28 protein-coding genes and 1 tRNA gene are annotated in these 23,101 nt (G+C 39.7%); 12 read left to right on the top strand and 17 right to left on the bottom strand.

The annotated features are described in order from the left end of the window. From I6758_RS03505 to I6758_RS03480, 7 genes are all read right to left on the bottom strand, one after another. The coding region (locus I6758_RS03505) for an ssDNA-binding protein (protein ID WP_196603787.1) at nucleotides 1-164 on the bottom strand (164 nt) is incomplete at its 3' end. A gap of 16 nt (nucleotides 165-180) precedes the next feature. After that, complete coding sequence (locus I6758_RS03500; RefSeq protein WP_196595930.1) at nucleotides 181-1,338, bottom strand: DUF2800 domain-containing protein; 1,158 nt, start codon at nucleotides 1,336-1,338, stop codon at nucleotides 181-183. Further along, entirely contained in the window at nucleotides 1,338-1,751 is a 414-nt protein-coding gene (locus tag I6758_RS03495; protein ID WP_196595929.1) for a hypothetical protein, read from the bottom strand. Before I6758_RS03495 ends, I6758_RS03500 begins: the two co-directional genes overlap by 1 nt. Nucleotides 1,752-1,810: 59 nt before the next feature. Then, nucleotides 1,811-2,026, bottom strand: a complete 216-nt coding sequence (locus I6758_RS03490) for a Lar family restriction alleviation protein (protein WP_196595928.1) — start codon at nucleotides 2,024-2,026, stop codon at nucleotides 1,811-1,813. Then, the gene (locus I6758_RS15035) at nucleotides 2,027-2,152 is read right to left on the bottom strand and encodes a hypothetical protein (RefSeq protein WP_269140321.1); all 126 of its coding nucleotides are present in this window, start codon (nucleotides 2,150-2,152) and stop codon (nucleotides 2,027-2,029) included. It lies immediately after the preceding gene. A gap of 67 nt (nucleotides 2,153-2,219) precedes the next feature. Then, complete coding sequence (locus I6758_RS03485; protein ID WP_196595927.1) at nucleotides 2,220-2,372, bottom strand: hypothetical protein; 153 nt, start codon at nucleotides 2,370-2,372, stop codon at nucleotides 2,220-2,222. 187 nt (nucleotides 2,373-2,559) lie between these two features. Continuing rightward, nucleotides 2,560-2,814: a hypothetical protein gene (locus I6758_RS03480; protein ID WP_196595925.1), complete on the bottom strand. Its 255-nt coding sequence runs from the start codon at nucleotides 2,812-2,814 to the stop codon at nucleotides 2,560-2,562. 52 nt (nucleotides 2,815-2,866) lie between these two features. On the opposite strand from I6758_RS03480, the gene I6758_RS03475 reads away from it, so the two are divergent. Then, complete coding sequence (locus I6758_RS03475; RefSeq protein ID WP_196595924.1) at nucleotides 2,867-3,103, top strand: hypothetical protein; 237 nt, start codon at nucleotides 2,867-2,869, stop codon at nucleotides 3,101-3,103. Here the strand turns inward: I6758_RS03475 and I6758_RS03470 are convergent. Genes I6758_RS03470 through I6758_RS03460 form a run of 3 tightly spaced genes read right to left on the bottom strand, consistent with a single transcriptional unit; the run spans nucleotide 3,087 to nucleotide 4,608 of the window. Then, the gene (locus I6758_RS03470) at nucleotides 3,087-3,551 is read right to left on the bottom strand and encodes a hypothetical protein (RefSeq protein WP_196595923.1); all 465 of its coding nucleotides are present in this window, start codon (nucleotides 3,549-3,551) and stop codon (nucleotides 3,087-3,089) included. The genes I6758_RS03475 and I6758_RS03470 overlap by 17 nt on opposite strands. A 39-nt stretch (nucleotides 3,552-3,590) precedes the next feature. After that, nucleotides 3,591-4,340, bottom strand: coding sequence for a BRO-N domain-containing protein (locus I6758_RS03465; RefSeq protein ID WP_196595922.1), 750 nt, complete (start codon nucleotides 4,338-4,340; stop codon nucleotides 3,591-3,593). Between the two features lie 40 nt (nucleotides 4,341-4,380). Further along, entirely contained in the window at nucleotides 4,381-4,608 is a 228-nt protein-coding gene (locus I6758_RS03460) for a helix-turn-helix domain-containing protein (protein WP_196595921.1), read from the bottom strand. 151 nt (nucleotides 4,609-4,759) lie between these two features. On the opposite strand from I6758_RS03460, the gene lexA reads away from it, so the two are divergent. From lexA to I6758_RS03435, 5 genes are all read left to right on the top strand, one after another. Beyond that, complete coding sequence (gene lexA / locus I6758_RS03455) at nucleotides 4,760-5,407, top strand: transcriptional repressor LexA (protein WP_196595920.1); 648 nt, start codon at nucleotides 4,760-4,762, stop codon at nucleotides 5,405-5,407. Nucleotides 5,408-5,477: 70 nt separating this feature from the next. Further along, nucleotides 5,478-6,035, top strand: a complete 558-nt coding sequence (locus tag I6758_RS03450; protein WP_196595919.1) for a hypothetical protein — start codon at nucleotides 5,478-5,480, stop codon at nucleotides 6,033-6,035. Nucleotides 6,036-6,054: 19 nt separating this feature from the next. Next, complete coding sequence (locus I6758_RS03445) at nucleotides 6,055-6,783, top strand: PDZ domain-containing protein (protein WP_196595918.1); 729 nt, start codon at nucleotides 6,055-6,057, stop codon at nucleotides 6,781-6,783. Nucleotides 6,784-6,799: 16 nt separating this feature from the next. Then, nucleotides 6,800-7,006, top strand: coding sequence for a hypothetical protein (locus I6758_RS03440; RefSeq protein WP_196595917.1), 207 nt, complete (start codon nucleotides 6,800-6,802; stop codon nucleotides 7,004-7,006). 113 nt (nucleotides 7,007-7,119) lie between these two features. After that, nucleotides 7,120-8,229 (top strand): tyrosine-type recombinase/integrase, encoded by a 1,110-nt coding sequence (locus I6758_RS03435; RefSeq protein WP_196595916.1) that lies wholly within the window; start codon nucleotides 7,120-7,122, stop codon nucleotides 8,227-8,229. Nucleotides 8,230-8,317: 88 nt separating this feature from the next. Here the strand turns inward: I6758_RS03435 and I6758_RS03430 are convergent. Together I6758_RS03430 and I6758_RS03425 are read right to left on the bottom strand one after the other, a co-directional pair. Next, a tRNA-Arg gene (locus I6758_RS03430) sits at nucleotides 8,318-8,394 on the bottom strand. Nucleotides 8,395-8,615: 221 nt separating this feature from the next. After that, a complete protein-coding gene (locus tag I6758_RS03425) occupies nucleotides 8,616-9,119 on the bottom strand; it encodes a hypothetical protein (protein ID WP_196603786.1) in 504 nt (167 codons plus the stop codon). A 384-nt stretch (nucleotides 9,120-9,503) separates the two neighbouring features. On the opposite strand from I6758_RS03425, the gene map reads away from it, so the two are divergent. The 5 genes from map to I6758_RS03400 all read left to right on the top strand — a co-directional run bounded on the left by map (nucleotide 9,504) and on the right by I6758_RS03400 (nucleotide 14,455). Next, nucleotides 9,504-10,376, top strand: a complete 873-nt coding sequence (gene map, locus I6758_RS03420) for a type I methionyl aminopeptidase (RefSeq protein WP_196603785.1) — start codon at nucleotides 9,504-9,506, stop codon at nucleotides 10,374-10,376. A 169-nt stretch (nucleotides 10,377-10,545) separates the two neighbouring features. Continuing rightward, nucleotides 10,546-11,232: a cell division ATP-binding protein FtsE gene (gene ftsE, locus I6758_RS03415; protein WP_196603826.1), complete on the top strand. Its 687-nt coding sequence runs from the start codon at nucleotides 10,546-10,548 to the stop codon at nucleotides 11,230-11,232. After that, entirely contained in the window at nucleotides 11,222-12,109 is an 888-nt protein-coding gene (ftsX, locus tag I6758_RS03410) for a permease-like cell division protein FtsX (protein WP_196603784.1), read from the top strand. The genes ftsE and ftsX overlap by 11 nt, the downstream gene beginning before the upstream one ends. Before the next feature lie 12 nt (nucleotides 12,110-12,121). After that, nucleotides 12,122-13,249: a murein hydrolase activator EnvC family protein gene (locus I6758_RS03405; RefSeq protein ID WP_196603783.1), complete on the top strand. Its 1,128-nt coding sequence runs from the start codon at nucleotides 12,122-12,124 to the stop codon at nucleotides 13,247-13,249. 48 nt (nucleotides 13,250-13,297) lie between these two features. Further along, complete coding sequence (locus I6758_RS03400; RefSeq protein WP_196603782.1) at nucleotides 13,298-14,455, top strand: S41 family peptidase; 1,158 nt, start codon at nucleotides 13,298-13,300, stop codon at nucleotides 14,453-14,455. A gap of 89 nt (nucleotides 14,456-14,544) precedes the next feature. Here I6758_RS03400 and I6758_RS03395 read toward each other — a convergent pair whose 3' ends face one another. Continuing rightward, on the bottom strand, nucleotides 14,545-16,386 hold the full coding sequence (locus I6758_RS03395; RefSeq protein ID WP_196603781.1) for an APC family permease: 1,842 nt from the start codon (nucleotides 16,384-16,386) through the stop codon (nucleotides 14,545-14,547). A 504-nt stretch (nucleotides 16,387-16,890) separates the two neighbouring features. Between I6758_RS03395 and uvrB the strand changes: the two genes are divergently transcribed. Continuing rightward, nucleotides 16,891-18,933 carry an excinuclease ABC subunit UvrB gene (gene uvrB, locus I6758_RS03390; protein ID WP_196603780.1) on the top strand — a complete coding sequence of 681 codons (2,043 nt, stop codon included), beginning with the start codon at nucleotides 16,891-16,893 and terminating at the stop codon, nucleotides 18,931-18,933. 212 nt (nucleotides 18,934-19,145) lie between these two features. On the opposite strand, the gene srlE is transcribed toward uvrB, so the two are convergent. The 4 genes from srlE to I6758_RS03370 all read right to left on the bottom strand — a co-directional run bounded on the left by srlE (nucleotide 19,146) and on the right by I6758_RS03370 (nucleotide 23,101). After that, on the bottom strand, nucleotides 19,146-20,147 hold the full coding sequence (gene srlE, locus I6758_RS03385; RefSeq protein WP_196603779.1) for a PTS glucitol/sorbitol transporter subunit IIB: 1,002 nt from the start codon (nucleotides 20,145-20,147) through the stop codon (nucleotides 19,146-19,148). Nucleotides 20,148-20,161: 14 nt separating this feature from the next. After that, nucleotides 20,162-20,671, bottom strand: coding sequence for a PTS glucitol/sorbitol transporter subunit IIC (gene srlA, locus I6758_RS03380; RefSeq protein WP_196603778.1), 510 nt, complete (start codon nucleotides 20,669-20,671; stop codon nucleotides 20,162-20,164). Between the two features lie 106 nt (nucleotides 20,672-20,777). Then, nucleotides 20,778-21,620: a class II fructose-bisphosphate aldolase gene (locus tag I6758_RS03375; protein ID WP_196603777.1), complete on the bottom strand. Its 843-nt coding sequence runs from the start codon at nucleotides 21,618-21,620 to the stop codon at nucleotides 20,778-20,780. A 173-nt stretch (nucleotides 21,621-21,793) separates the two neighbouring features. Continuing rightward, the gene (locus I6758_RS03370; protein ID WP_196603776.1) at nucleotides 21,794-23,101 is read right to left on the bottom strand and encodes an NAD(P)H-dependent oxidoreductase; all 1,308 of its coding nucleotides are present in this window, start codon (nucleotides 23,099-23,101) and stop codon (nucleotides 21,794-21,796) included.

The following is a 23,101-nucleotide window of genomic DNA, read 5'->3' as shown; positions in this document are numbered from 1 at the left end:
ATGGCTTTCTTGATACGTGCCAGATTGGCTTTATCGTCCTTCGGGATTATAAGTGATACACTGTATTTGAGATTACCGTTCAGGTCTTCTGCCGGCTCCCAAATGTGGGCGTAGGATAAACGGACGTTCTGTAATACTGTTCTGGTTTTTGATGTTTCTTTCATAATATAATTACCTCTTTCATTCCATTAAATTTTTAAAATCAGCTTCCACCGGGTTATACTCCGGCCTTTTATCGGTTGCTGGCACCAAAGCGGGCTTGCCGGCAGGTTTTGTGATAAGGTCTGATAACAAAGTATCAAATTTCTTTTTGGTTAAAAGTTTCTGCATTTCAGTGAGCCCCAGCAGTTCTTTAGGCTTAAATATCTGGTCTGTTTTATAACCAGCAGTTTTCAGCGTGTCAGCGACTTTGCTATCATCGGAGTATACTCGTCTGCTTTTACCTTCAACAATTTTAAAACCGGTCCATTTCTTGCCGTTTAGGGCTTCCCCTAAGGCAAATTCTTTTATTTTTTTAGCGTAGCTAACTAAATGATCAACACGCTCCAGAACTAAAACGATGTCTTCATCGTCCAGCAGGTTCGCCCCTCCAAATTCGAGCTTTGCAATTTCCATGCAGTAGTCTGAGTAGGTTTTACATTTTAAAGCTGCCCGGCAGAATTGGCAGTGATCACCAGCGCATAGCTCGCCTTCACCTTTTATTGCCCGCGCCGCTGTCGGCTGTACTACGTCACAGGCCCATTCCAGCAATTCTTTCACTGACTTTTCCTGCTGTGACACGCCACCGTTCCGTGGCTGTACAATAGTCATACGGACAAGGTCAAAATCGTAAAGCATGTTGTATGCGTCAATTGCCCCCAGAGCATAGAGCTGCATCTGTGTGTTGCCTTCTGCGGATACTGGAACACCTTTGCCATATTTTAGGTCAATAATTTCAAGAATTCCGTCTGAGATAATGACGCAATCACCGGTCCCGAATCCCTTTGGTACCCATTTTGAAAAATCCAACTTTTCTTCAATGAAAGCAACTGCCATCGTGTCGGCAGCCTTAGCGGCATTAATCTTTTCAATGCACGCATCCGTATATTCACGGACATAGCCGATCAGATCTTCGCTATAAAATTCTCTGCCTCTTAAAGGAGAGAGCAGCTGGTTTTCTATTAATGGTTCCTTGGATAAATAGTTCGACAAAATCTTTTCTGCTACATAATGTGCGAAGGTACCTTCCCTTGCGGCTTCGCTACTAGTATCGGGAAACTTTGTTTCCAGAAGTGCCGACGGTGGGCAGGCCAGCCACCTTTTACTGCCGGATGCGCTTAATATTGCATGCGCTGGCATCACAACGCCCTCACTTTTTCCAGCACATCCGGCAGCAGGTCTGCCGCTATACCCGACAGTTTTACGGATCCGGTAGACTCAATTATTGCTTTAACTTCACCGTTTTTACCACCTCTTGCCTTTTCAACAGCCAGTTTTTTAAGTTCGGTCCTTAATTCGTCCTCTGATTTTTCAGTGCTGGTTGTTTCTGAAGGTTCTTCTGCCGACGGCGCAGTCTCCGGTTTAACGGCTGCTGGTTTCGCTGCTTTTTTTCTATGCTGTTTAGGCGCTTCTGCCGTTTCTTCTTTTTCGGTAGACTTAGGTGCTTCGACGACAGCTGGCACCGTAATTTTCCCTGCCAAAGCCCCCGCAAGATTATTTATAGCCTGTACAAGTTCAGGTGCACTAATATTTACATTTAATTGCATTTCCATGTGATTTTTATCTCCTTTTGTGGTATTATTTATTTAGAATAAGTTTTTTCTCATACCGCTCATGGATTGCACTCCTGAGCGGCTTTTTTGTGTTCTGCCCTCATGTTCCAGTTTTCGACCACCATTTTAATATCCTGATTTTGCTTTTGCGAGCACCCACAATTCGGGCAAAATATATGCCATGAAGCGTTACCATCATTTATAGAATTAGGACGACTGTCATCCTCAATAAAGGGCCTGCTGCCGCAGAACGGACACGGTTTAAGTTTTTCCATTTATCGCACCCCCAGCACAACAGCCGCGGCCATGATGATACAGATAATAAATATTGCATCGGCTATCAGTACACGGTGACGCATTATTTTTTTAGTTTTTTTGACCGTTTCAGTGATTTTAGCCATGCTTCTATCAGCTCCATTTTTGCCAGCACCCGCAGGTCCTTAGCTCGTATTATTGTTGACCTATACATTATTTATCTTTTCCCCTTTCGTCATAGCCTATGCATTCGTTTTTATAGCCTACTTTCGCCTCTACTGGCTCTTCGGATTTAAGTCCTATCCATATCAGCGTCACGCCGATGCCGAGCGTAAAGCTTGCTATGCACGGTACTAAATCGCTCACTATCTCACCCCTTTCCGCTGTAGCTCTCTTAATTTCCGCCGGCTGCCATTTACGACTGCCGGGCAATTCCGGTCATCAGCACAAACCATAACCGACTGCCCGCTCCATAGCACTAACTGCTGCACATTAGGAGGCTTTAATATTCGCCCGCAGCGCCAACAATGTGGGATCATTTAAACCAACTTCCTTACGCCTTTTTTAAGGCCTCAAAAAAATTAAAATCTTTTGGTTGCTTTAATACGTGTACCTCTTTTATAGGTTCTGGATCTAATTTTTGTGCTTCATACTTGGCAAGTGCTTCATCCGCAATATCCGGGCGAATATAGTATCTTACCTTTTGCTTGAAGCACGGGATTATGCCTTCTATGCAATACTGCTTTACCATTGGGTATGGTAACCCGCAGTGTTTTGCATAACTTAATGCACTCATTGCTTTTTGCATGTTACAGCTCCTTTCTGTGATATAATCGCCTTAGAAAAAGAGGTGATTATTTATGGATAATTTTATTAAACCAGAATGCTTAAGTGATAACATTGAATTAAATACTGAAGGTAAAAAGGTTTATTCTTGTGATTGTTTGAACCTGCCAATTTGTTCTTCATACGGAAAAGTTTTTATTGGGTGCTATGCTGGAGCTTTCAATGGCAATCGTTGTAGTCATGGAGATAAAATGCAAATACGCATTTTAAATAGTATGAATCCGAATGCCATTGTTAAGAACTGCGATTAATATTCCGTAATCTGGTTTCTAGTATTTCTTGTTTTGCTATCTGTAATAATGAGGTTGCTTGAGTAATTGTAAGTTCTTCGTCATTAAGAACTAAAAATAATTTCTTAACAATCTCATTTTCTTTTTGTTGTATATCCTTTTTTATAATTGTTTTGTTTATTTCACTGTCGGCATTTAGCAATTTAGTATGAAGTTCTGATAATGTTAGTTTTTCCATATTAAATTTTTTTAAATGTTCCCCTTCACAAGCTATTAAATTTGAAAACGCTTTTTCAAATAGTGTGTATTGAACTCTTAATGAATTATCTAGCTTTTGGCATGGTAGCCTTAATTCATTAGTCATCTGAGATTTATGGTTTAATAGAATGCTCAATCTATTTTGTATTCGATAATTAAGCGCCATTTCAGAATCCTCATTAGTTTGAGGGTTCTTTTTAATTGTTTCCATTTTTCTCACTTCCTTTCACTCAATAGAAGTTAACCGTTTTTATGCCGCAGCCCCATATTTGATCGCCATCTCTTTAATAATTGCAACGTAACCTTCAATAAGTTTTTTATCTTCAGCAATGACATCAAGCTGATTTAGTCGGTCACGTCTTGATTTACAAATTCCTTCATCCGCCATACGGCGACGCTTATTTGTAAGTCGGCACTGCAAATCAACCCCCATGCGTTCGTCAAGCAATTTATAGCTTTCAGCACGCAACGGTTTTACATGTTCATAACCACCCATTGACAGCGCCATTTTATTAAGCAAGGCAGAACTTTCTTTTCGCCAGTCATTTGGATTTAAGGCAACTACATTTCTGATACCGTCAATGCGTTTATTTGCCTCTGCTATCAGGTGATCATGCTCTTTTTGCTTCATTTCCAGATTAATAAGAACTTGTAATTGTGGACTAAGTTTTTGTGTGGCGTAGCTGCCTGTTTTTCGGATTGCCGGGATAACCTCATGCGTGATCCAGCGCTTAAATTGTTTGGCTTCCTTCTTGCGGCTACTAAGTACGAGAGAATATAGCCCATATTCATTGACAGCCTGCAATTTCTGTTTTCCGCCGGGGGTGTCATTTGAAATGACATCCTTCTCATCATCATCTAACCTTGTTAATGCTTGGCGATTATTCCCAATTTCTAAGCAATCGCAAACATCTTTTGCAACAAACCAAGGTTCGTTTTCAATAAGTATGGTTCTTACCTTTCCAAATTCTTTGTTTTCAAAAATCTGTAAATCATTCATTCTTCTCACCTTCCTTTAAATTTTACGATTGGCTTTCCGGTCACTTCCTTTTAGTATCTTTAAAAGTTACTAAATTTGGAAAAAAAATTGGCATTGGATCGTTAATATTTAATGTTTTAACCATTATTTCTATTTCCTTACAGCCAAAATCGCCTTTTTTCATTCTTACATAAAACGTTTTTGGGGTCATACCTAATTTTTCCGCTATCTTTTTCCCAGTGAAATTATTTTCAGCCATAATACCAAGAAGTTTATTCCTGTTTATCATATTATCACCTCCTCGATGTTTGTAACTTATTAAGTTACTGTAAGTATAATGCATTTTTAGTAACTTGTCAATACTACTTTTTCGCAATAAGTTACTTTTTTGTTGCTTTTTAAGTTATTTGTGATATTATGTAGATAAAGGAGTTGATATCGTGACTATTGGGGATAAACTAAAAAAATTAAGGTTTGATAGTGGGAAAACTCAAGAAGAAGTTGGTAAAATAGTTAATATATCAAAGCAAACATTATATAAATATGAAAATAATATTATTACTAATATACCATCAGATAAAATTGAAAAACTAGCAGAAGTTTATAATGTATCCCCCGCCTATTTAATGGGGTGGATTACTGAATCTAATCTAAAAGGTGATACTGATAATACTATTCCTTCTGCATCTAATATTCGACCTATTGAATTAACAAAATTGCCAATAATTGGGAAAATAGCTGCGGGAAAACCTATTCTGGCACAGGAAAGTATAGAAGGCTACGCAAATATGGCTGACGGAATTCATGCCGATTTTTGTTTGCAAGTACAAGGCGATAGCATGATAAACGCCAGAATATATAATGGCGATATAGTTTTTATAAAACAACAACCGGAAGTTGAAGATGGAGAAATAGCTGCAGTTCTGATTGATGATAGCGCCACTTTAAAACGCTTTTATCATAATAACAGCACCGTAACATTAATGCCGGAAAATCCTAAATACAAACCTATTATATGTACGAAAGATAATTGCACGGAATTTAAGATTTTAGGTAAAGCAGTAGCGTTTCAGTCAATGGTAAGATGAGCTTTTTCAAAGGAATTTATAAAAGTTTTATAGAAATATTACATATTTCAAAAATTGAGAGGGTGGAAATATGTATAAGAATCAACGTCCCCTAGTTGTTATTATTTTTGCAATATTTGCATGTGCTCTTGGCGTTATATGGCTATTTTCAGAAAGTAATGCTCCTAAACCATTTGAAAATAATTACATAGCTCAACAAAAAAGGACTCAAGCCGAACAAGATAAAGAACAAAACCGGCAGACAAATAATATAGCCGATAAAAAGGCTAAAGATGAAAAAGCAACTGCACAAAAATACTATACTGATTATCATGGAAAACTAAATGAAATGTTAGATGGGTTTAATAATCTATTTAGCAATAATGGATATTCTCCTGTGTATACAGGAGTAAATTACGATCCTGCTGCATCTACATTAATAGTAACTGTAAATGATAATTGGCAATACTTATCCAAAGATGCAAAACTGGGTTTTATAAAGGCTTCATTTGTGTCATGGTCTACAATGGCGCATTCGCGTGAAATTGATTTAAAACTAGATTCGTTTCACCTTTCAATCATACATGAATTATCAGGTAATGAAGTTGCAAGTTGGGGTCCTATTATGGGGCCCAGTATAGATGATTAATTTGAAAGAGAGTGGGTTAATGAAAAAAGTATTGTTCTGTTTTTTATTTATGTTCCTTATCTGTTCAACTGCGTTTGCAATGTCCTCTATTGAAATTGAGCAAGGTTCACCAACTGAAGTTCGTGATTATTTGGTGAAACAGCTTTCTGGAAAACCGGCATTTCGGATAAACAATATATCTGATGCATTGCTTTCATTTTCCGAAACGCGAGAAGTTACAGGCGGATTTATGAACGCTCAGCGCATGACAATAGAAGAAACTTGTGATTTTACATTTACTCCGGAAGGTAGTGGAACACTTGTTACCTTATCTGATTACTATGAACCAGTGGCAGTCGATGGCATCTTAAAAAGTCAACGCGTTAAATATAATGTTGCCGGCAATATGGAGACAACGTATTTGCAACATTTAAAAGCACAATTTGATGGTAGTTATAGATATGGTTTTAATATAAATACTGCTATTTATGGTAAAAATAATGGTCTTGTTATTATTTCAGTAGATAAAGATTCACCAGCTAAATTAAGTGGTCTTGAAATCGGTGATTCTATAATAAGTATTGATGGGCAAATAGCCTATATGGATAAAAAGTCTCATTTACCTACTGTACTTATGGATTCTACTAAAGCCACGACATCAACTTTTCTCGTAAAAAAGAAAGATGGTAGCCAAATTACTTTAACAATGACTTCTGCTTATTATTCTTCAGATGGAAAATTATTTACTGGATTATCAACAGTCCAATAATGAAAGGAGATCACCTATGTTAGAAATGAGAAAGGCTATTATTGCTCTCAACAAAGATAAGGTATTAGAAATATGCAAAGAGAGAAATTTACCAATCACATCTGATGAGAAAGAACTCTGGCGTGTAATTCACAAGACAAGGCTATTCTTCACTAAATGTGTAAGCAGGAAACAAAAAGGCGAGTCAAGGAAATGGCTTGTTAATAATGGTTATATAAAATAAAAAAGCCGCCCAGTGCTGTAACACCAGACGGCTTATGGCTGATTACTCAACCAAATTGCAATTAAATTATATCAGTAATCAGCCTCTATTACAATAAATAGGAGGCTATTTTTATGGCTAAAAATGGAAATGGTACAGGCTCTGTCTATTATGACAAAAGCAAAAAACGTTATTATGCGGCTATAACCACACCAGCCGGACAACGTAAAAAGAAAAGTTTTATCGCAAAAACTGAAGCCACTACATGGAAAAACGCCCAGCTCACAGATATTGATCGCGGCGTATTCGTAGAACCTACCAATATAACTGTTGGTGCGTGGGCACTTACCTGGCTTACAACTTACAAGAAAGGAGCAGTAAAACAAAGGACGTATGAAAGGTATAAACAGCTTCTAGCCCATTTGGCGCCTATTGCCGATATAAAGCTTCAAGAGCTGCAACCAGTACAAGTACAGCAGTTATACAAAGAACTACTTTTATCGGCTTGCACCGTAAATAAGGTGCATAAAATATTAAAGGAATTATATACAAAAGCGTGCATCTTGGAAATGGCACCTAAAAATATAATGCTTGCTGTCGTTTCCCCCAAATTTGAAAAAAAAGAAATCCAGATATTCTCACCCAAAGAAATAGAGACAATATTACGCACCTGTTTTGAACACAAGAGGCTTGGCAAGTATTATCCTATGATTCTCTTAGGTGTGACTACCGGGATGCGTATAGGCGAAATATTGGGGCTTAGATGGTGTGATGTATTATTTGCCACATCAGAAATTTATATCCGTAAATCATTGCAGGATTCACGGGAGATCGGATTATTTTTGGAAACACCGAAAACCAAAGCCGGCATAAGGAAAATAAGCATAACGGACGATGTAGTCACGGAACTTAAAAAATTAAAAAAAGCCGCCCCTGCAATGGACATAAAGCAGGAACAGCTATGTTTTGTAACAAGGAATAATACCCCTATCGCACCGCATAATGCCGAAAGAGCGTGGAAACTGGTCTTAGAAGCTGCCAATGTATATTATAGAAATTTCCATGTTTTGCGTCACACGCATGCTACACAACTTCTAGCTGAAGGTGTACCAATAATAGAAGTTTCTCGCCGCCTGGGTCATGCGCGGGTATCACATACATTGGAATTATATGGACACGCAATTCCCAATTATGATAACAAGATTGCCGATAAAGTAAAATCACTCTATATTGTACCAAAATAAAAAGAACAACAGAGTTGCCATTGCTCCCCTGTTGCTCCCTATGATATACGGTCTGCGTTGCTCCCAACGCTAGAACCCTTATATTTATTGGTGCGCCAAGCAGGATTCGAACCAGCGACACACGGCTTAGAAGGCCGTTGCTCTATCCAACTGAGCTATTGGCGCATAACTATATTAGCAACAGATAGTATTATACTACAAAAAATTTTTTTGTCAAATTAAGCTTGTAATAATTAAAAAAATAAAATGAGCTCAATCACTGACCTTGCAATGATTGAGTCCATTTATTTTCAATTAGAAGACTGAGTTCCGCTAATAAGTTCTCTCTGCCGGCATGACCAGTGCATAATAGGCCGTCATAGCAAACGCTCATACACACAATGTTTTTAGTTTATATCGTTTGAATTATTATAAACATCCACTTTGTTGAGAATCGTATATGCTCTTATGCCATTAATTAATTTTTCTTCAAAGCTATCAGATTTTACATCAATGTTTGCAGCTTTGCCAAAATCGGTAATTTTAAAAACAACTCTGCCTTCTTTATCATATAAAATACTTGATAATGTCTTTACTTTATTCTGTGCCAGATCAAGCTCAATTTTATTAGTAGAATATTCAACAGAAGCTGCGGCATCTACAGCAGGAACGCTGAAGCCTTTCGCTCTTGCCTCATTGATAACTTTTTCGCTGCCTTCCTTACTATACTTTTCCTTTACATTCACAATAACAATATTCTTATCTGCACTCGTTTTATAACCGATACTATTTTTATCGAAGAAATAACTTGCTGTCTGATCGGAAGTGACCCATTGCCAAGCAGGTGAAGCAAAACCAATAACAGTAAACGCAAACATCAGCAAAACAGTAGAAAACATGACTCTTTTCATTCAACTCACACTCCTCAAATTAAATAGATTAAAATAATATGAATATTTTGGCTTAATTATACCACCAAAAATATTATTTGGTAAACTATTTATTTTTGTTAATCTGATATACAAATTCGATGAAATACGTCTTCCAGCTGAATCCACATACATCTACAATAATATATTAATATAGAAAGGATTATTACTTTATCTTCCAGAATAATATATAGTTACATATAAAAACTTTTATCTTACTTTTATCTGATAAAAAAGCAAGAGCTTAATTGATCTCAATACTGTTAAATACTTCTGACAAAGCTTATTGCAGTCAATTTACCTCTGAGATCATATAATTGCAGCTTTTACATAAGATCAGATAAAATCAAACTGGAGGAATATATTTTGCATAGAAATGATTTTTGCTGGTGCGGCAGCGGCCTTAAGTATAAACGCTGTCATCTTGATTTTGATGAACATATCGACAGCATAAAATTTGATCCCAGAATGGGACAGATAAAACCGCCACACGAAATCATCAAGACTGAAAAAGATATAGCAGGCATCACCAAAAGCGGTAAAATAAATAACGCAGCTCTCGATCTTATAGCAGAAAATATCAGAGAGGGCATTGATACACTTACCTTAAATGATATGGCCCATAATTTCATAATTGAAAACGGAGGTATTCCTGCCTGCCTGAATTATGCCGGTTATCCGAAAAGCATCTGTATATCAATAAATGATGTAGTCTGCCACGGAATTCCTTCCAAAAAGACCATTCTGAAAAGCGGTGATATAGTCAACGTCGACATAACAACCATTCTTGACGGTTATTATGCTGACGCCTCCCGCATGTTTATGATAGGCAGCGTTTCACCTGAAGCAGAAAAGTTAGTTGAAGTGACAAGACAGTGTATGGAATTGGGCATAAATGCTGTTAAGCCTTGGCATTTTCTTGGTGATGTCGGTGCTGCTATAGAAAAACATGCGCACACAAATAAATATTCTGTTGTCACTGCTTTAGGCGGACATGGCGTAGGTAAAAAATTTCATGAAGAACCATTCGTAAATCATGTTGGCGAAAAAAATACAGGAATGCTGCTTGTCCCCGGAATGGTGCTTACGGTCGAACCTATGATAAATATGGGAGACTTTGATGTCCGCACCGATGAAAAAGACGGTTGGACAGTTTATACTAAAGACGGTTCGCTGTCAGCACAATGGGAAAAGACTATACTGATAACAGAAACCGGCACAGCTGTTCTTGCCGATTAATTTATTATTCCACATAAATTGCAATATATGTACCGGCTTTTAAAATTTATGTGGAATAAATTTTTTACCTGAAACAATAATTTATTTATGCTAAAATATATTTGTGTTTTATCACTTTTCACAGCAATTAAGGAGAGCTGCTTTAATGAAATCCCCTAACGAGATAAATATTATCAAAATGAAAAATATTTCTAAAATATATGATAATGGCGCTGTCGCTCTTGATAAAGTAGACATCAGCATAAAACGCGGTGAGTTTGTTTTCATTGTGGGAACGAGCGGTGCCGGTAAATCCACCTTTATTAAGTTATTGCTGCGTGAAATTTTGCCTACTTCGGGTCTTTTGCTGGTAAATGGGTATGATATCAATAAAATGCCGCGTCATGAAATTCCTTATCTGCGCCGCAGTCTCGGCGTTATTTTTCAGGATTATCGCCTTTTGCCAAATAAAACTGTCTATGAGAATGTCGCTTTTGCAATGCGCGTCATTGAATCGCCACGTCGGCTCGTACTGCGCAGTGTTAATAGTGTTTTAGACGTAGTAGGCCTGCGGGCAAAGTACAAATGTTTTCCCTCTCAGCTTTCAGGCGGCGAGCAGCAGCGTGTTGCTATCGCCAGAGCCATCGTCAACAATCCGTCACTTATTATTGCCGATGAACCCACCGGGAATCTTGACCCGGAAACTTCCTGGGAAATAATGGATATTTTTCAGCGCATCAATGCCGCCGGAACAACTATCGTTATGGCAACACATGATAAGACCATTGTAGACACAATGCAAAAACGTGTGTTGGCGATAGAAAACGGTTGTATCGTACGTGATGAAGCATCAGGGGGATACGGATATGAAGCTTAGAACTACCGAATATTTTGTAAAAGAAGTGGCCGCCTCCCTAAAGCGCAATAACTGGATGTCATTAGCCTCTATTGGCACAGTTACCATTTCGCTGTTTATCCTTGGTCTTTTTTTGATGGTCGTAGTAAACCTTGATCGCATGGCCTCCACACTGGAATCCCAGGTACAGATAAGTGTTTATCTGAAAGATGATATTACCAAAAAGCAGACTGATTCACTGGAAGAAAAATTATCTTCTCTGCAGGGTATCGATACGGTAAAGTACATTTCCAAGGAAGATGCTATGAAACGCTTTTCGGAAAGATTGGGCGATCAAAAATATCTTCTCAGCGCACTTGATGACACCAATCCTCTTCCCAATGCTTTTGAGATCACGGTAAAAGATCCTCAGCTGGTCAAAACAGCTTCTAAGGAAGTGGAAAATTTTCCCGGTGTAGATACTGCTGTATACGCGCAGGATGTGGTCGAACATTTATTTGACCTGACCAGGCTGGTAAGGCTTATAGGCTTATCTATCATCGTCTTTTTGGCGGGTGCCACAATTTTTATAATTTCAAATACCATCCGGCTTACCGTATTTGCAAGACGCAAGGAAATAGCTATAATGAAATATGTGGGCGCCACAGACTGGTTTATCCGCTGGCCATTTCTGCTTGAAGGTGTAGTGCTGGGCTTTATTGGCAGCAATATAGCTGTTATTTTACTGCGTCTTGCCTATATAGCACTTACCCAAAAGATTTATGATATGATGACTTTTTTCCCTTTGATACCATTGTATCCGTTTTTAACATATGTAACGATAATTATTATTTTGAGCGGTATTGTAATCGGCGCTTTAGGCAGTGTCATATCAATAAAACGCTTTCTTGAAGTATAGGGAGAGTTGTATATGTTTTTTCATAAGCAGCGTCTGTATGCATTCACCCTATTGATTTTATTCACCATATTCTGCAGCTCAGCATCGGCTGCATCATTACAGGATAAACTTGACGGCCTGAAAAAACAGGCAACTGAGAAACAAACTGAGATTGATTCCGCTAAATCCAAGGAGAACACTATCTCCGAGCAAATGCGCACCATAGCTGAACAGGTCGATAACGCCACCGCCGCTTATAATGAAATAAAAGGACAGCTGGATGAAACGCAAAAAAAGATAGATGAAAATGAAGATCTTTTAAAAAAAACACAGCAAAACCTTGATAAGCGTGAAAAAGTTCTCTATAAAAGGCTTCGTGATATATATATGCACGGACAAATAAGTTATATTGAAGTTCTTGTTGGCGCCGACAGCTTTTCTGATTTTTTGACACGTATGGACCTTATCAAACGTATCATCAAATACGACTATGATCTTATCAACGGTATCCTGGCGGAAAAACAAGTTATTACAGATACTAAAAAGGAACTTGAAACCGACCGCAGCAAAACTGAAAAACTAACTCAGTCAGCCAAGGAAAAAGCCGACATATTACAGAATAAAAAAGCCCAGCAGCAGACACTGCTGGATAAGGTAAAAAATGACAGAGCAACTGCCGAGCGTGCCTACGATGAACTCATGGCAGCGTCGCGTCAGGTAGAACAAATGATCCTTGCATATACCAGCAGCAATTCGGACGACTATGCTGGCGGAGGCAGCGGCCAATTCATCTGGCCAATTTCAGGTCCGATAACATCACCATTCGGTTGGCGCACTCACCCAATATATGGCACTCGTATTTTTCACAGCGGCATTGATATTGGCGGTGATTACGGACTCCCCATACATGCGGCAGCTGCCGGTACAGTCATTTATGCAGGATGGATATCAGGTTATGGCAATGCCGTAATTATAAGCCACGGCGGCGGCCTGCAGACATTATATGGACATAACCAGTCACTTAATGTCAGTGAAGGCCAGCGCGTATCACAAGGACAGGTCATCTCTTTTTGCGGTTCTACAGGAAATTCTACCGGTCCTCACTGCCATTTCGAGGTAAGGAAAAATGGAGAACCCGTTAATCCTCTCAACTATTTATGATTTTGCTGAGGCTTTGCGAACGATAAAAAACTATTGGATGTGATAATTATGAAAGTTAACAAGAAGTTTTTAGCGGCGTTGATATTTATCGTTTTCATTGCATCGTCACTTTTCACTGTTTCCGGGCTGTATTTTCTGTTAGGATTCAATAAATATCAGTTTGCCGATGTGGCGCGCTTGTTCGCTGCCATGCGGTTAGTGCAAACTTATTATGTTAAAGACATTGATAATGATGTAATTATCAATGGTGCAATAAAAGGCATGGTCGGCTCCCTTGATGACCCGCATTCTCTCTATCTTGATCAGAATCTTTATAAGAGGCTCATGGAACAGACAGAAGGTTCCTTTGGCGGAATTGGTGTAGTGATGCAGTATAATAAAGACAAACAAGTCGTCAGCGTCATCGCGGTAATGAAAGACACTCCGGGAGAAAAAGCAGGACTAAAAATCGGTGATGAAATCATTGCTGTAGACGGAGTATCAACAAAAGATTTTTCGTTTGATCAGGTCGCTTCCCATATAAGAGGCCCTGTCGATACGGACGTGGCACTTACAATCAAAAACAGTGATGGTCAAAAAGATATCACTGTCACCAGAGCCACGATTAAAACCACTACAGTAACACATCAAATGATGGCAGACAATATAGGATATATAAGAATCGGCATGTTTTCCGAAAATACGGGCAAGGAATTCACTGATGCCTATCAGGACCTGCAAAAACAAAACATGCGGGGACTTGTCTTGGATCTTCGTTCAAATCCCGGCGGTCTTCTTACCAGCTGTGTAGAAATAGCTAAGCAGCTGGTTCCCAAGGGAACCATAGTTTCCATAGTCGATCATAATAACAACAAAGAAGTGTACAGTTCAGATCTTGAAGGACAAAAATATCCTATTGTTGTCCTTATTGATGAAAATAGTGCCAGCGCTTCTGAAATACTTGCGGGAGCTCTGCAAGACACGAAGGCAGCTGTGCTGGTGGGAACAAAATCATATGGCAAGGGTTCTGTCCAGCAAGTAATACCACTGGGCAGCGGCACTGCGCTTAAGCTTACTATCGCAAAATATTACACTCCAAGCGATCGTTCTATAGACGGTATCGGTATCGAACCTGATGTTCCTGTCAAATTTGATGCTGACGGAAATACAGATAATCAACTAAATACCGCGATAGATACATTAAAACAAAAAATCAATCAGCAATAACTTTTTTGATTATCTTACGTCCATTGCAGCAAAAAAGACAGCAACAAATTTTTTCATTTTGTTGCTGTCTTTTTCAGCTGCATACATTTTTATCTTTTTAAACGAAAAGGAATAGTAACAACAATTACATTCTCCTTAAAAATCAACAGAGTCCGCAGAATAAGTCCTGTCTGATTGTGCAGCAGTTTATGCCACCACTTTGTCGTTTGTATTTCCGGAATAAGCACTGTTATATAATCTTCTGGATTTTTATCAGCGGCTACCTGCTTGACAAAATCAAGCAAAGGCTGTATGACCATACGATAAGGAGACTGAATAGTAACAATGCCTATTTCCGGATCCTGCACATGCCATACTTTTTTCACATAATCTGCATTTTCATTGTCAGTTGCAATATGCACGGCAATAATTTCATCGCCTATTTTTCTTGCATAGCGCATCGCTTCTATAACACTTCGTGTAGGGTACGATATAGGCAGAATAACATAGTTCTTCATAATCGGCGAACTGATGTAGCTGAATTTTTCACCAGGTTTCAGCGCAAGTTCTCTGCCCATTTCTGTATAATGCTTTTTTATTTTTCTAAAGCAGTATATTACCGATGGTATAAAAATAAGAATGATCCATGCACCATAGAAAAATTTTGTGACAGCAATAATAACTACAATTATACCGGTTATGAAAGCTCCGAGCGCATTGACAAAAACACGCCCCTGCCAATATTTGCTTTTATTGCGCAGCCAGTGGACAACCATTCCCGACTGGGCAATAGTAAACGAAAGAAAGACCCCTATTGCATATAACGAAATTAGATGTTCAACATCACCGTCAAAAATGATCAGCAGCAATGCCGTCGCCATGCTAAGCAGGATAATACCGTTAGAAAAACTCAGCCGTTCTCCGCGCTGTCCGAGATACCGCGGTAAATATCCATCCTTTGCTATTATTGATAAAAGAGGCGGCAGACCATTATAAGCCGTATTTGCCGCTAAAAACAAAATCAACATCGTAACTATCTGGAAAAAATAATAGTAATATCCCCGACCGACAGTCTTTTCTGCAAGCTGCGAAATCATAGTGACATTGGGATTCGGCATAATATGGTAATGCATTATCAAAAATGATATTCCAAGCAGCATGATCGCCAATATACCTGACATCCAATAGGTAGTATGAATTGCATTTTTGTATTCGGGTTTCTTAAACATCGGCACACCATTGGCTATCGCTTCAAGTCCGGTCATTGAACTGCAGCCATTGGCAAAAGCGCGCAGAATAAGGAAAAATATCATCATATCCATGGGCTGCTTTTGTACAGAAGCTTCAGCGATTACCGGTTCCGTGCCTGTAAATGCCTGAAAAATACCTATAACGATCAGCAACAAAAGACCGCCGACAAAAAGATATGTCGGCAAAACGAAAAACTTAGCTGACTCACTGACTCCCCGCAGATTAATAATAGTAAGCACACAAAATAGTACGATTATATCAAGAAGCAGTTTATATTCTCCCAAAAAAGGAAAGGCAGAAGTGAGCGCTGCCGTACCTGTGGTGATACTAACAGCCACTGTAAGTATATAATCGGTAAAAAGAGCGGCTCCGGCTACCAGAGCAGGTTTTTCACCGAGATTTTCTCTTGCTACAGAATAAGAACCACCGCCGCCCGGATTTGCTCTGGCAACCTGCGCGTATGATACAGTGACTATAGCCAGCAGAATAATGATCGGAATAAGAGAATAAAGATAATATCCATATGTGATAAAACCAGACAGCGCCAAAACGACAGCTATCTGTTCCGGTCCATAACTTACAGAAGACAGCGCATCAGAAGAAAATATGGCCAGAGCTTTCCACTTAGGCAGACGCTGATAGAAAGCCTCTTCATTCTTCAAAGGACGCCCTATCAGCAATCGTTTTATTCTGTTAAACAACTCCAACTCTCCCATCAATAAATTTAGTTCCTCTAATATAATACAATTTCCCATTTTATGCAATACAAATAAAACCACGCTCATTTTCAAATTCTTCAATAGTGGTCAACCGTTAGGCTCAATAATATTCTGCCGTGCAAATGATAATCCTTTCATTTACAAAATAAGGCAGGCATTCAAAGCTATACTAGACAATAGAAAAATCTTTGCTTGACAATAGCAGCTTCAGCTGAATCAATCAAATTTATTTCATTGAGGTCAAAATTACAAGCTTTATCTATAAATAATTCCTTCCTGCAGCTGCTTGATCCTTATAGCATTTAAAATTGCTCATAATTTACAGTTCACAAATCCGTACTGTTGGGCTATACTTTAAACAATACCATTTTTTATATTTTTAACCTTTTTCAGCATTATTTTCTGACTGTAAAGCAAATGAAAAAATTTTTCTGATATTATTCAAAGTCCGCTAAAACGATCGCTTATAAATAAGGAGGCGCACGCATGGCTACAGTACCAAAGCTCAATACTCTTCATCTATCTGAAAAAACACCTTTCAAAATAACAGCTCCTTTTGAACCTATGGGTGATCAAAAAAAAGCTATCCGGGAACTGGCCGCCGGTATTGAAAACGGTCAAACAGCACAAGTGCTTCTTGGTGCCACCGGCACCGGCAAAACCTTCACCATAGCCAAAGTAATTGAAAAAGTTCAGAAACCGACCTTGGTGATAGCTCACAATAAAACACTGGCCGCACAGCTTGCCAGTGAATTCAAAGAATTTTTTCCGAACAATGCAGTCGAATATTTCGTAAGTTATTACGATTATTATCAGCCTGAAGCTTATATAGCCCAAACAGATACATATATAGAAAAGGATTCATCCATCAATGATGAAATAGACAAACTGCGCCACTCAGCGACCTGTTCACTGTTTGAAAGGCGTGATGTCATAATTGTAGCAAGCGTCTCCTGCATATACGGACTTGGTTCTCCTGAGGATTATTATGAGCTTGTCTTATCAGTACGCCGCGGTGAAGAATATCCTCGTGATGCCATACTTAAAAAACTTGTTCAGATACAATATGAAAGAAATGACATTAACTTTGTACGCGGTAAATTCCGTGTACACGGTGACATTATAGAGGTCTACCCTGCCGGCTATCAGGACCGGGCTGTCAGAATAGAGCTTTTTGGCGACGATATCGACCGCATCAGTGAATTTGATCCACTTACGGGAGAAATACTTGGTGAACGAAAAAGTGTCACAGTCTTTCCTGCGTCCCATTATGTAACCTCCCCGGAAAATATGGACAGAGCCGTAAAATCAATCGAAACTGAATTGAATGACCAGCTTCTCCTCCTCAGAAATGACGATAAATTGCTTGAAGCTCAGAGATTGCAGCAGCGTACCAATTACGATCTGGAAATAATGCAGGAAATGGGCTACTGCTCTGGTATAGAAAATTATTCACGGCATTTGACCGGGCGAAAAAAAGGTGATTCCCCTTACACTCTTTTAGACTATTTTCCGGAAGACTTTCTTATTGTCATAGATGAATCGCACGTTACATTGCCGCAGCTGCGCGCTATGTATGCCGGCGACCGATCACGCAAAGTATCCCTTGTGGATAACGGTTTCCGCCTTCCTTCAGCCTTTGACAATCGTCCCTTGCGTTTTGAAGAATTTGTGGAAAGAATCAATCAGATAATTTACGTATCGGCTACACCTGCGCCTTACGAACTGACACAAGCCAGCCAGATAGTTGAACAAATCATCAGACCGACAGGTCTGCTTGATCCGCAGATAGAAATACGGCCCCTGCAGGGGCAAATGGATGATCTTCTGACCGAAATAAGAATACGTATGGAAAAACATGAACGCGTCCTTGTCACCACACTGACAAAAAAGATGGCGGAAAACCTCACAGACTATCTCAAAGAAATGGGCATAAAAGTACGTTATCTTCACTCTGATATTCCTACCATAGAACGTACGGAAATTATCAGAGACCTGCGGCTGGGTGTTTTCGATGTCCTTGTGGGAATAAATCTTTTACGTGAGGGCCTTGATATGCCTGAAGTGTCCCTTGTAGCAATTCTTGATGCTGATAAAGAAGGTTTCCTGCGTTCAGAAACCTCTCTTATCCAAACAATAGGACGTGCCGCCCGCAATGCTAACGGCAGAGTCATATTATATGCTGATCGTGTAACTGATTCTATGAAAAAAGCCATAAGTGAAACAGACCGGCGCCGTAAAGTGCAAAATGATTATAACCAAAAATATGGCATCATTCCAAAAACCATTGAAAAGAAAGTCAAAAATCTCATCGAAACTACTATGGTAGCTGAAGATACAGCTGAATATAAAACTCCTAAAAAGAAATTGAAGATGACCGCTAAAGAACGGCAGAAGCTTATCGTCACGCTTACCAAGGAAATGCAGGCTGCATCCCGCGCCCTTGAATTTGAAAAAGCTGCTGAACTGCGTGATGTCATATTTGAATTGCAAAATGAAACAAACACAAAAAGCAAAAAACACCGCTGAATCTATGCAGGTAAGATATTTTGATAAGCATCGTTCTTATAATAATATATTTGGGGCATCACTAAAAAAGCGATGCCCCCAAATATTACTATTAATTTTTGGATCAATTTTCAGTATTTACATAAGACTTAAAAAACTCTTATATTTATTTTTGGTATTCATAAAAAAAAATACCTCACCGTTTGTTCAAAAACGTCTGCTTTTTTTATATTTTATGCATAAAGTCCCATACTAAATGCATAAGCGATCAATACTGCTGCCGGGCCGGTAATAAGCCTGGAATACAGTACCGCTGGTACGCCCAGCTCTATCGTCTCAGGTTCGGCTTCTCCCAGACTCAACCCTACAGGAACAAAATCAGCACCTACCTGAGCATTGATCGCAAACAGGGCCGGCAGTGCGTACTGAGGCGGGATATGACCGAGTCCTATTTCCACTCCCAGCAGACTGCCCACTACCTGCGCTATCACTGCCCCTGGTCCGAGTACAGGTGAAATAAAAGGCAGCGCACAAACAATGGATATTCCTATCATTCCCGGCAGCGTGCTTGCCAGCGGAGATAAGGTCGCAGCAATTACATTTCCTATGCCTGATGCGCTTATTATCCCCAAAATCATACTTACAAACGCCATAAACGGCAATATATTTTTGATCACCATATCGATCGTTTCGCGTCCTGCCTGATAAAACTTATTAACCACAGCGCCCACGCCGATACCTATTCGTGTCACTATATTCTTCTTTTTGCCGGCATTCATAGCTGCCAGCTCTTTTCTTGCCTGCGTTTTCGTCTTCGGCTCAGCTGCTTGCATCTGTGCCTTAGCAGCAGCTGCCGCAGCTGTTTCTTCATCAGCAAAGGTTATACAGTTTTCCTTTACATCCGAAACATAAATACTTTCCGTTATATATTGTGCCAAAGGACCTGATTTCCCCACTGCTGTTAAATTGACCGTAAATATCTTTTTTTTAGGATACACACCACAGCGAGCCGTTCCGCCGCAGTCAACTACAGCAACCATTACTTCTTCATCAGGAGCCCCCGTACTGAAGCCGTCTACAGGCACCCCGCCTGTCATTTCAGCTATTTTTTGTGCCACCGGATGAATTCCGCCGCCCGTCACACATAGTATCTTATTGCAGGTATCTGTGGGGGTTATTGTCAGAGGTCCGCCCCATCCTGCTTTTCCCCTCTGTATAGTAACTGATTTATACATTAAAAAAGCCTCCTTTATTTTTTCATTGCGGCATAAATTTTTTCCGTAACTACACCGCGAAGCAGTATTACCACTATTCCGACCAAAAAATATCTCACCGCTAAATCACCAAGCGGCAGCCCCAGATTGCTTATCCCTGTAGCTATCCCCATATATACGAACAATTCTCCGCCATTGGCATGAGGAAATAATCCCGTTACAGGATGTACAAAACTCACTGTCGAATCATAGAATGCAGGTTTATATTTTTCTTCTACAAAACGGCCGAAAGTATAGCACATCGGATTTGCCAGAAATATTACTGCCAGAATAGGAACGATCGTATAACGGGTTATCGTGTATTTTGTGGCTGTCTGAGCCACACTGTAAACTCGGTCTTCACCTATTAATTTGATAATTGAACTTACCGCGGTCATTAAAACCACTACTAAGGGAATAATGCCGGTGACCCATGAAATAAAAGTCGCCGCTCCTGCTTTAAATAATTCTATAAAACCGTTTGCCAAGGCTGCGATGATTTCCATAATACCCCTCTTCTCTAAAAATATTTTCCGTAAATAATTGTATCGAAAACAGGGGCAATAATATTGTCCCTGCTTTCCTGTTTCTTCCTCAAGTCTGATACGACAGTCAGATCTCCTGTGTATGAAATACTTCGTAATAGTGCCGCAAAGTATTTTTCATTCCTGTTCGTAAAAAATCATTTACCCCAAAGTAATCTTTCGGACGATTTTCAGACAGATTTTTATAAGCATTTACCACAAAATCAGTATATATATTGATTTTTGCGATACCGTTGAGCGCGCATCTTTCCAGATTATCATCACCTGATGATGAGCCTCCGTGCAGGACCAGAGGAATATTCAAATTATCAGCCAGCTCTTTCAGCCTTGTGAAATTTATTTTGGGAACGCCTTTGTACAGACCATGCGCCGTTCCCACTGAAACAGCCAGGCTGTCCGCTCCGCTTTGTTCCGCCATTTTACCGGCTTCTTCCACAGTCGTATATATACTGTCGTCATCGGCTTCTGTTTCTCCCTGCCCCACGTTTCTGCCTGTTCCCACATGTCCTATCTCAGCTTCCACCATCACATTATGCGTATGAGCGTAATCCGCAACTTTTCTGGTTGCTGCAATATTTCCTGCCAGCTCCTCTTTTGACGCATCTATCATCACAGAAGTAAACCCCAGCTCTATCGCTCTTTTTATAAAAGAAAAATCCATCCCGTGATCTAAATGCAGGGCTATCGGCACTTTTGCTTTTTTTATATAAAAATGTCCCAGCATTGCTGCTTCCTCTATGTCCTGATAACAGCTGTGCGCCTGCGCATATGACAATATAAGCGGCAGGCCCATTCTTTCAGCCGTCTCCGTATGCGCTTTCACCGAAATTTGATCGACGAAATTTGCTGATGGTACTGCAAATCCCTTTGCCCTCGCCTCAGCCAGCATTTCCTTTGTCGATACCAGCATATTTTCACCTCATTTATTTCATTGCTTATCCACTTATTATTGACAGAAGTTCTATGCTGTCGTATTCTTAATATTGGTTAGGTATCAGCATGATAATAACCGATATGCCACTGTAAAATTGCCGTTTTACGGTGGTTTTTTTATTTATAAGACACAAAAGGATCACTCCGCTTTCATTTTCTATACATAGCATCCTGTTCTTTGCGTACATTATAAAGCTGTGTGCCGGTATCTAGCTCTACATCGTTTAAAGTGAGCAGCTGTCCTTTTTTTACATCCTTTTTCATGCGGCTTTTCTTATTTATCAGACCATATACAACGTATCCATTAGCATAAGTTTCCTCGGCAGCAGCTATGGACCCGTAAGTGGTATATCCACCTATCCCATCTATATATTCGCCTGCTTTCAGGTCTTTTTTGGCCGCTGTTATGCATTCGCTCACAGGCCCATCGATCGGGATTATCGTCGGTTCTTTATCTATGACAGCCTTGGCGACAGTGAGCGGTGTTTCAAGATTGCATAAATGATAGGGACGGTATAACGTCCATAAAGGACCGGGCCCCATGCTGTGATACTGCATCTGATACGCTATTTCTTCATTTTCAGTGGACACTGTGACAAATACGCCCGGTGCTATTCCGTTGACAAATTCAACTACACCATGTTTGTCAAGAATTCCTCCATCTTTTTTCAAACGGAAAATGCTGTTAAGCTCCTTGCATCTTTCGTCCGGTGAAGCAGACGGTCCATGTCCTCCTATAACATCAGGAATAAGTCCCGTCGCATTCGACATTGCTGTCATTTCTACCATTGTTTTAGTGCCGTCTTTAAATGCGCACAGCATTCTTGGACTCATCTTCCGCCTGGTAGCTTCCTCAAGCACTGTATCCGGATTACACGCATAATCAAGCTTGTTGTTTTTCCCTTTCCCCATTACTTTTACCTGCATTCCCATAGCTCTGGCAAATGAATACAGCTCCATAACTGCTCCAGGCTCATCACCAGCCGAACCGGTATAAATAACATTATTTTTTTCTCCGAGTTTTTTCAGATAGGAGCCTATTACCACATCGGTTTCTACATCCATCATTACTACATGCTTGCCGTTATTCATAGAATCTATCGCTATTTTTACACCTACTTCGGGCACCCCCGTTACGTCAATAGCACATTCCACAAGATTGGCCTGCGATATCAGCTCTGAGTTTTCAGTGGCGACAAATTTTCCCATCTCCATATATTTATTGGCATCCGCCAAGGTTTTAGCAACAGCGATCTGCTCATCGGCAATGCCGGCATAATGAAACGCATTTATGACATTATCCAGTTTTATATCGGACACTATTGCCGGTGATATGCCCTTCATAATTGCCATCTGTGTTACCATGCCGCGTCCCATCTGGCCTGCCCCGACTATACCCGTACGAATTATTTTGCCTTCTTCTTCTCTTTTTAAAAGCTTTTGATCCATATTCAACAT

The sequence above is a fragment of the Pectinatus haikarae genome (assembly GCF_015732185.1).
In the GTDB taxonomy this organism is placed as follows: domain Bacteria; phylum Bacillota; class Negativicutes; order Selenomonadales; family Selenomonadaceae; genus Pectinatus; species Pectinatus haikarae.
The sequence above is the reverse complement of the archived record's forward strand: the minus strand, read 5'-3'. Positions and strand labels throughout refer to the sequence as shown.

Bases quoted from the DNA above. Each gene is read 5' to 3' on its own strand.
- I6758_RS03500 (WP_196595930.1), bottom strand. From the start codon at position 1,338: ATGCCAGCGCATGCAATATTAAGCGCATCCGGCAGTAAAAGGTGGCTG.
- I6758_RS03495 (WP_196595929.1), bottom strand. From the start codon at position 1,751: ATGGAAATGCAATTAAATGTAAATATTAGTGCACCTGAACTTGTACAG.
- I6758_RS03490 (WP_196595928.1), bottom strand. From the start codon at position 2,026: ATGGAAAAACTTAAACCGTGTCCGTTCTGCGGCAGCAGGCCCTTTATT.
- I6758_RS15035 (WP_269140321.1), bottom strand. From the start codon at position 2,152: ATGGCTAAAATCACTGAAACGGTCAAAAAAACTAAAAAAATAATGCGT.
- I6758_RS03480 (WP_196595925.1), bottom strand. From the start codon at position 2,814: ATGCAAAAAGCAATGAGTGCATTAAGTTATGCAAAACACTGCGGGTTA.
- I6758_RS03475 (WP_196595924.1), top strand. From the start codon at position 2,867: ATGGATAATTTTATTAAACCAGAATGCTTAAGTGATAACATTGAATTA.
- I6758_RS03470 (WP_196595923.1), bottom strand. From the start codon at position 3,551: ATGGAAACAATTAAAAAGAACCCTCAAACTAATGAGGATTCTGAAATG.
- I6758_RS03465 (WP_196595922.1), bottom strand. From the start codon at position 4,340: ATGAATGATTTACAGATTTTTGAAAACAAAGAATTTGGAAAGGTAAGA.
- I6758_RS03460 (WP_196595921.1), bottom strand. From the start codon at position 4,608: ATGATAAACAGGAATAAACTTCTTGGTATTATGGCTGAAAATAATTTC.
- I6758_RS03450 (WP_196595919.1), top strand. From the start codon at position 5,478: ATGTATAAGAATCAACGTCCCCTAGTTGTTATTATTTTTGCAATATTT.
- I6758_RS03445 (WP_196595918.1), top strand. From the start codon at position 6,055: ATGAAAAAAGTATTGTTCTGTTTTTTATTTATGTTCCTTATCTGTTCA.
- I6758_RS03440 (WP_196595917.1), top strand. From the start codon at position 6,800: ATGTTAGAAATGAGAAAGGCTATTATTGCTCTCAACAAAGATAAGGTA.
- I6758_RS03435 (WP_196595916.1), top strand. From the start codon at position 7,120: ATGGCTAAAAATGGAAATGGTACAGGCTCTGTCTATTATGACAAAAGC.
- I6758_RS03425 (WP_196603786.1), bottom strand. From the start codon at position 9,119: ATGAAAAGAGTCATGTTTTCTACTGTTTTGCTGATGTTTGCGTTTACT.
- ftsX (WP_196603784.1), top strand. From the start codon at position 11,222: ATGAAGCTTAGAACTACCGAATATTTTGTAAAAGAAGTGGCCGCCTCC.
- I6758_RS03405 (WP_196603783.1), top strand. From the start codon at position 12,122: ATGTTTTTTCATAAGCAGCGTCTGTATGCATTCACCCTATTGATTTTA.
- I6758_RS03400 (WP_196603782.1), top strand. From the start codon at position 13,298: ATGAAAGTTAACAAGAAGTTTTTAGCGGCGTTGATATTTATCGTTTTC.
- uvrB (WP_196603780.1), top strand. From the start codon at position 16,891: ATGGCTACAGTACCAAAGCTCAATACTCTTCATCTATCTGAAAAAACA.
- srlE (WP_196603779.1), bottom strand. From the start codon at position 20,147: ATGTATAAATCAGTTACTATACAGAGGGGAAAAGCAGGATGGGGCGGA.
- srlA (WP_196603778.1), bottom strand. From the start codon at position 20,671: ATGGAAATCATCGCAGCCTTGGCAAACGGTTTTATAGAATTATTTAAA.
- I6758_RS03375 (WP_196603777.1), bottom strand. From the start codon at position 21,620: ATGCTGGTATCGACAAAGGAAATGCTGGCTGAGGCGAGGGCAAAGGGA.
- I6758_RS03370 (WP_196603776.1), bottom strand. From the start codon at position 23,101: ATGTTGAATATGGATCAAAAGCTTTTAAAAAGAGAAGAAGAAGGCAAA.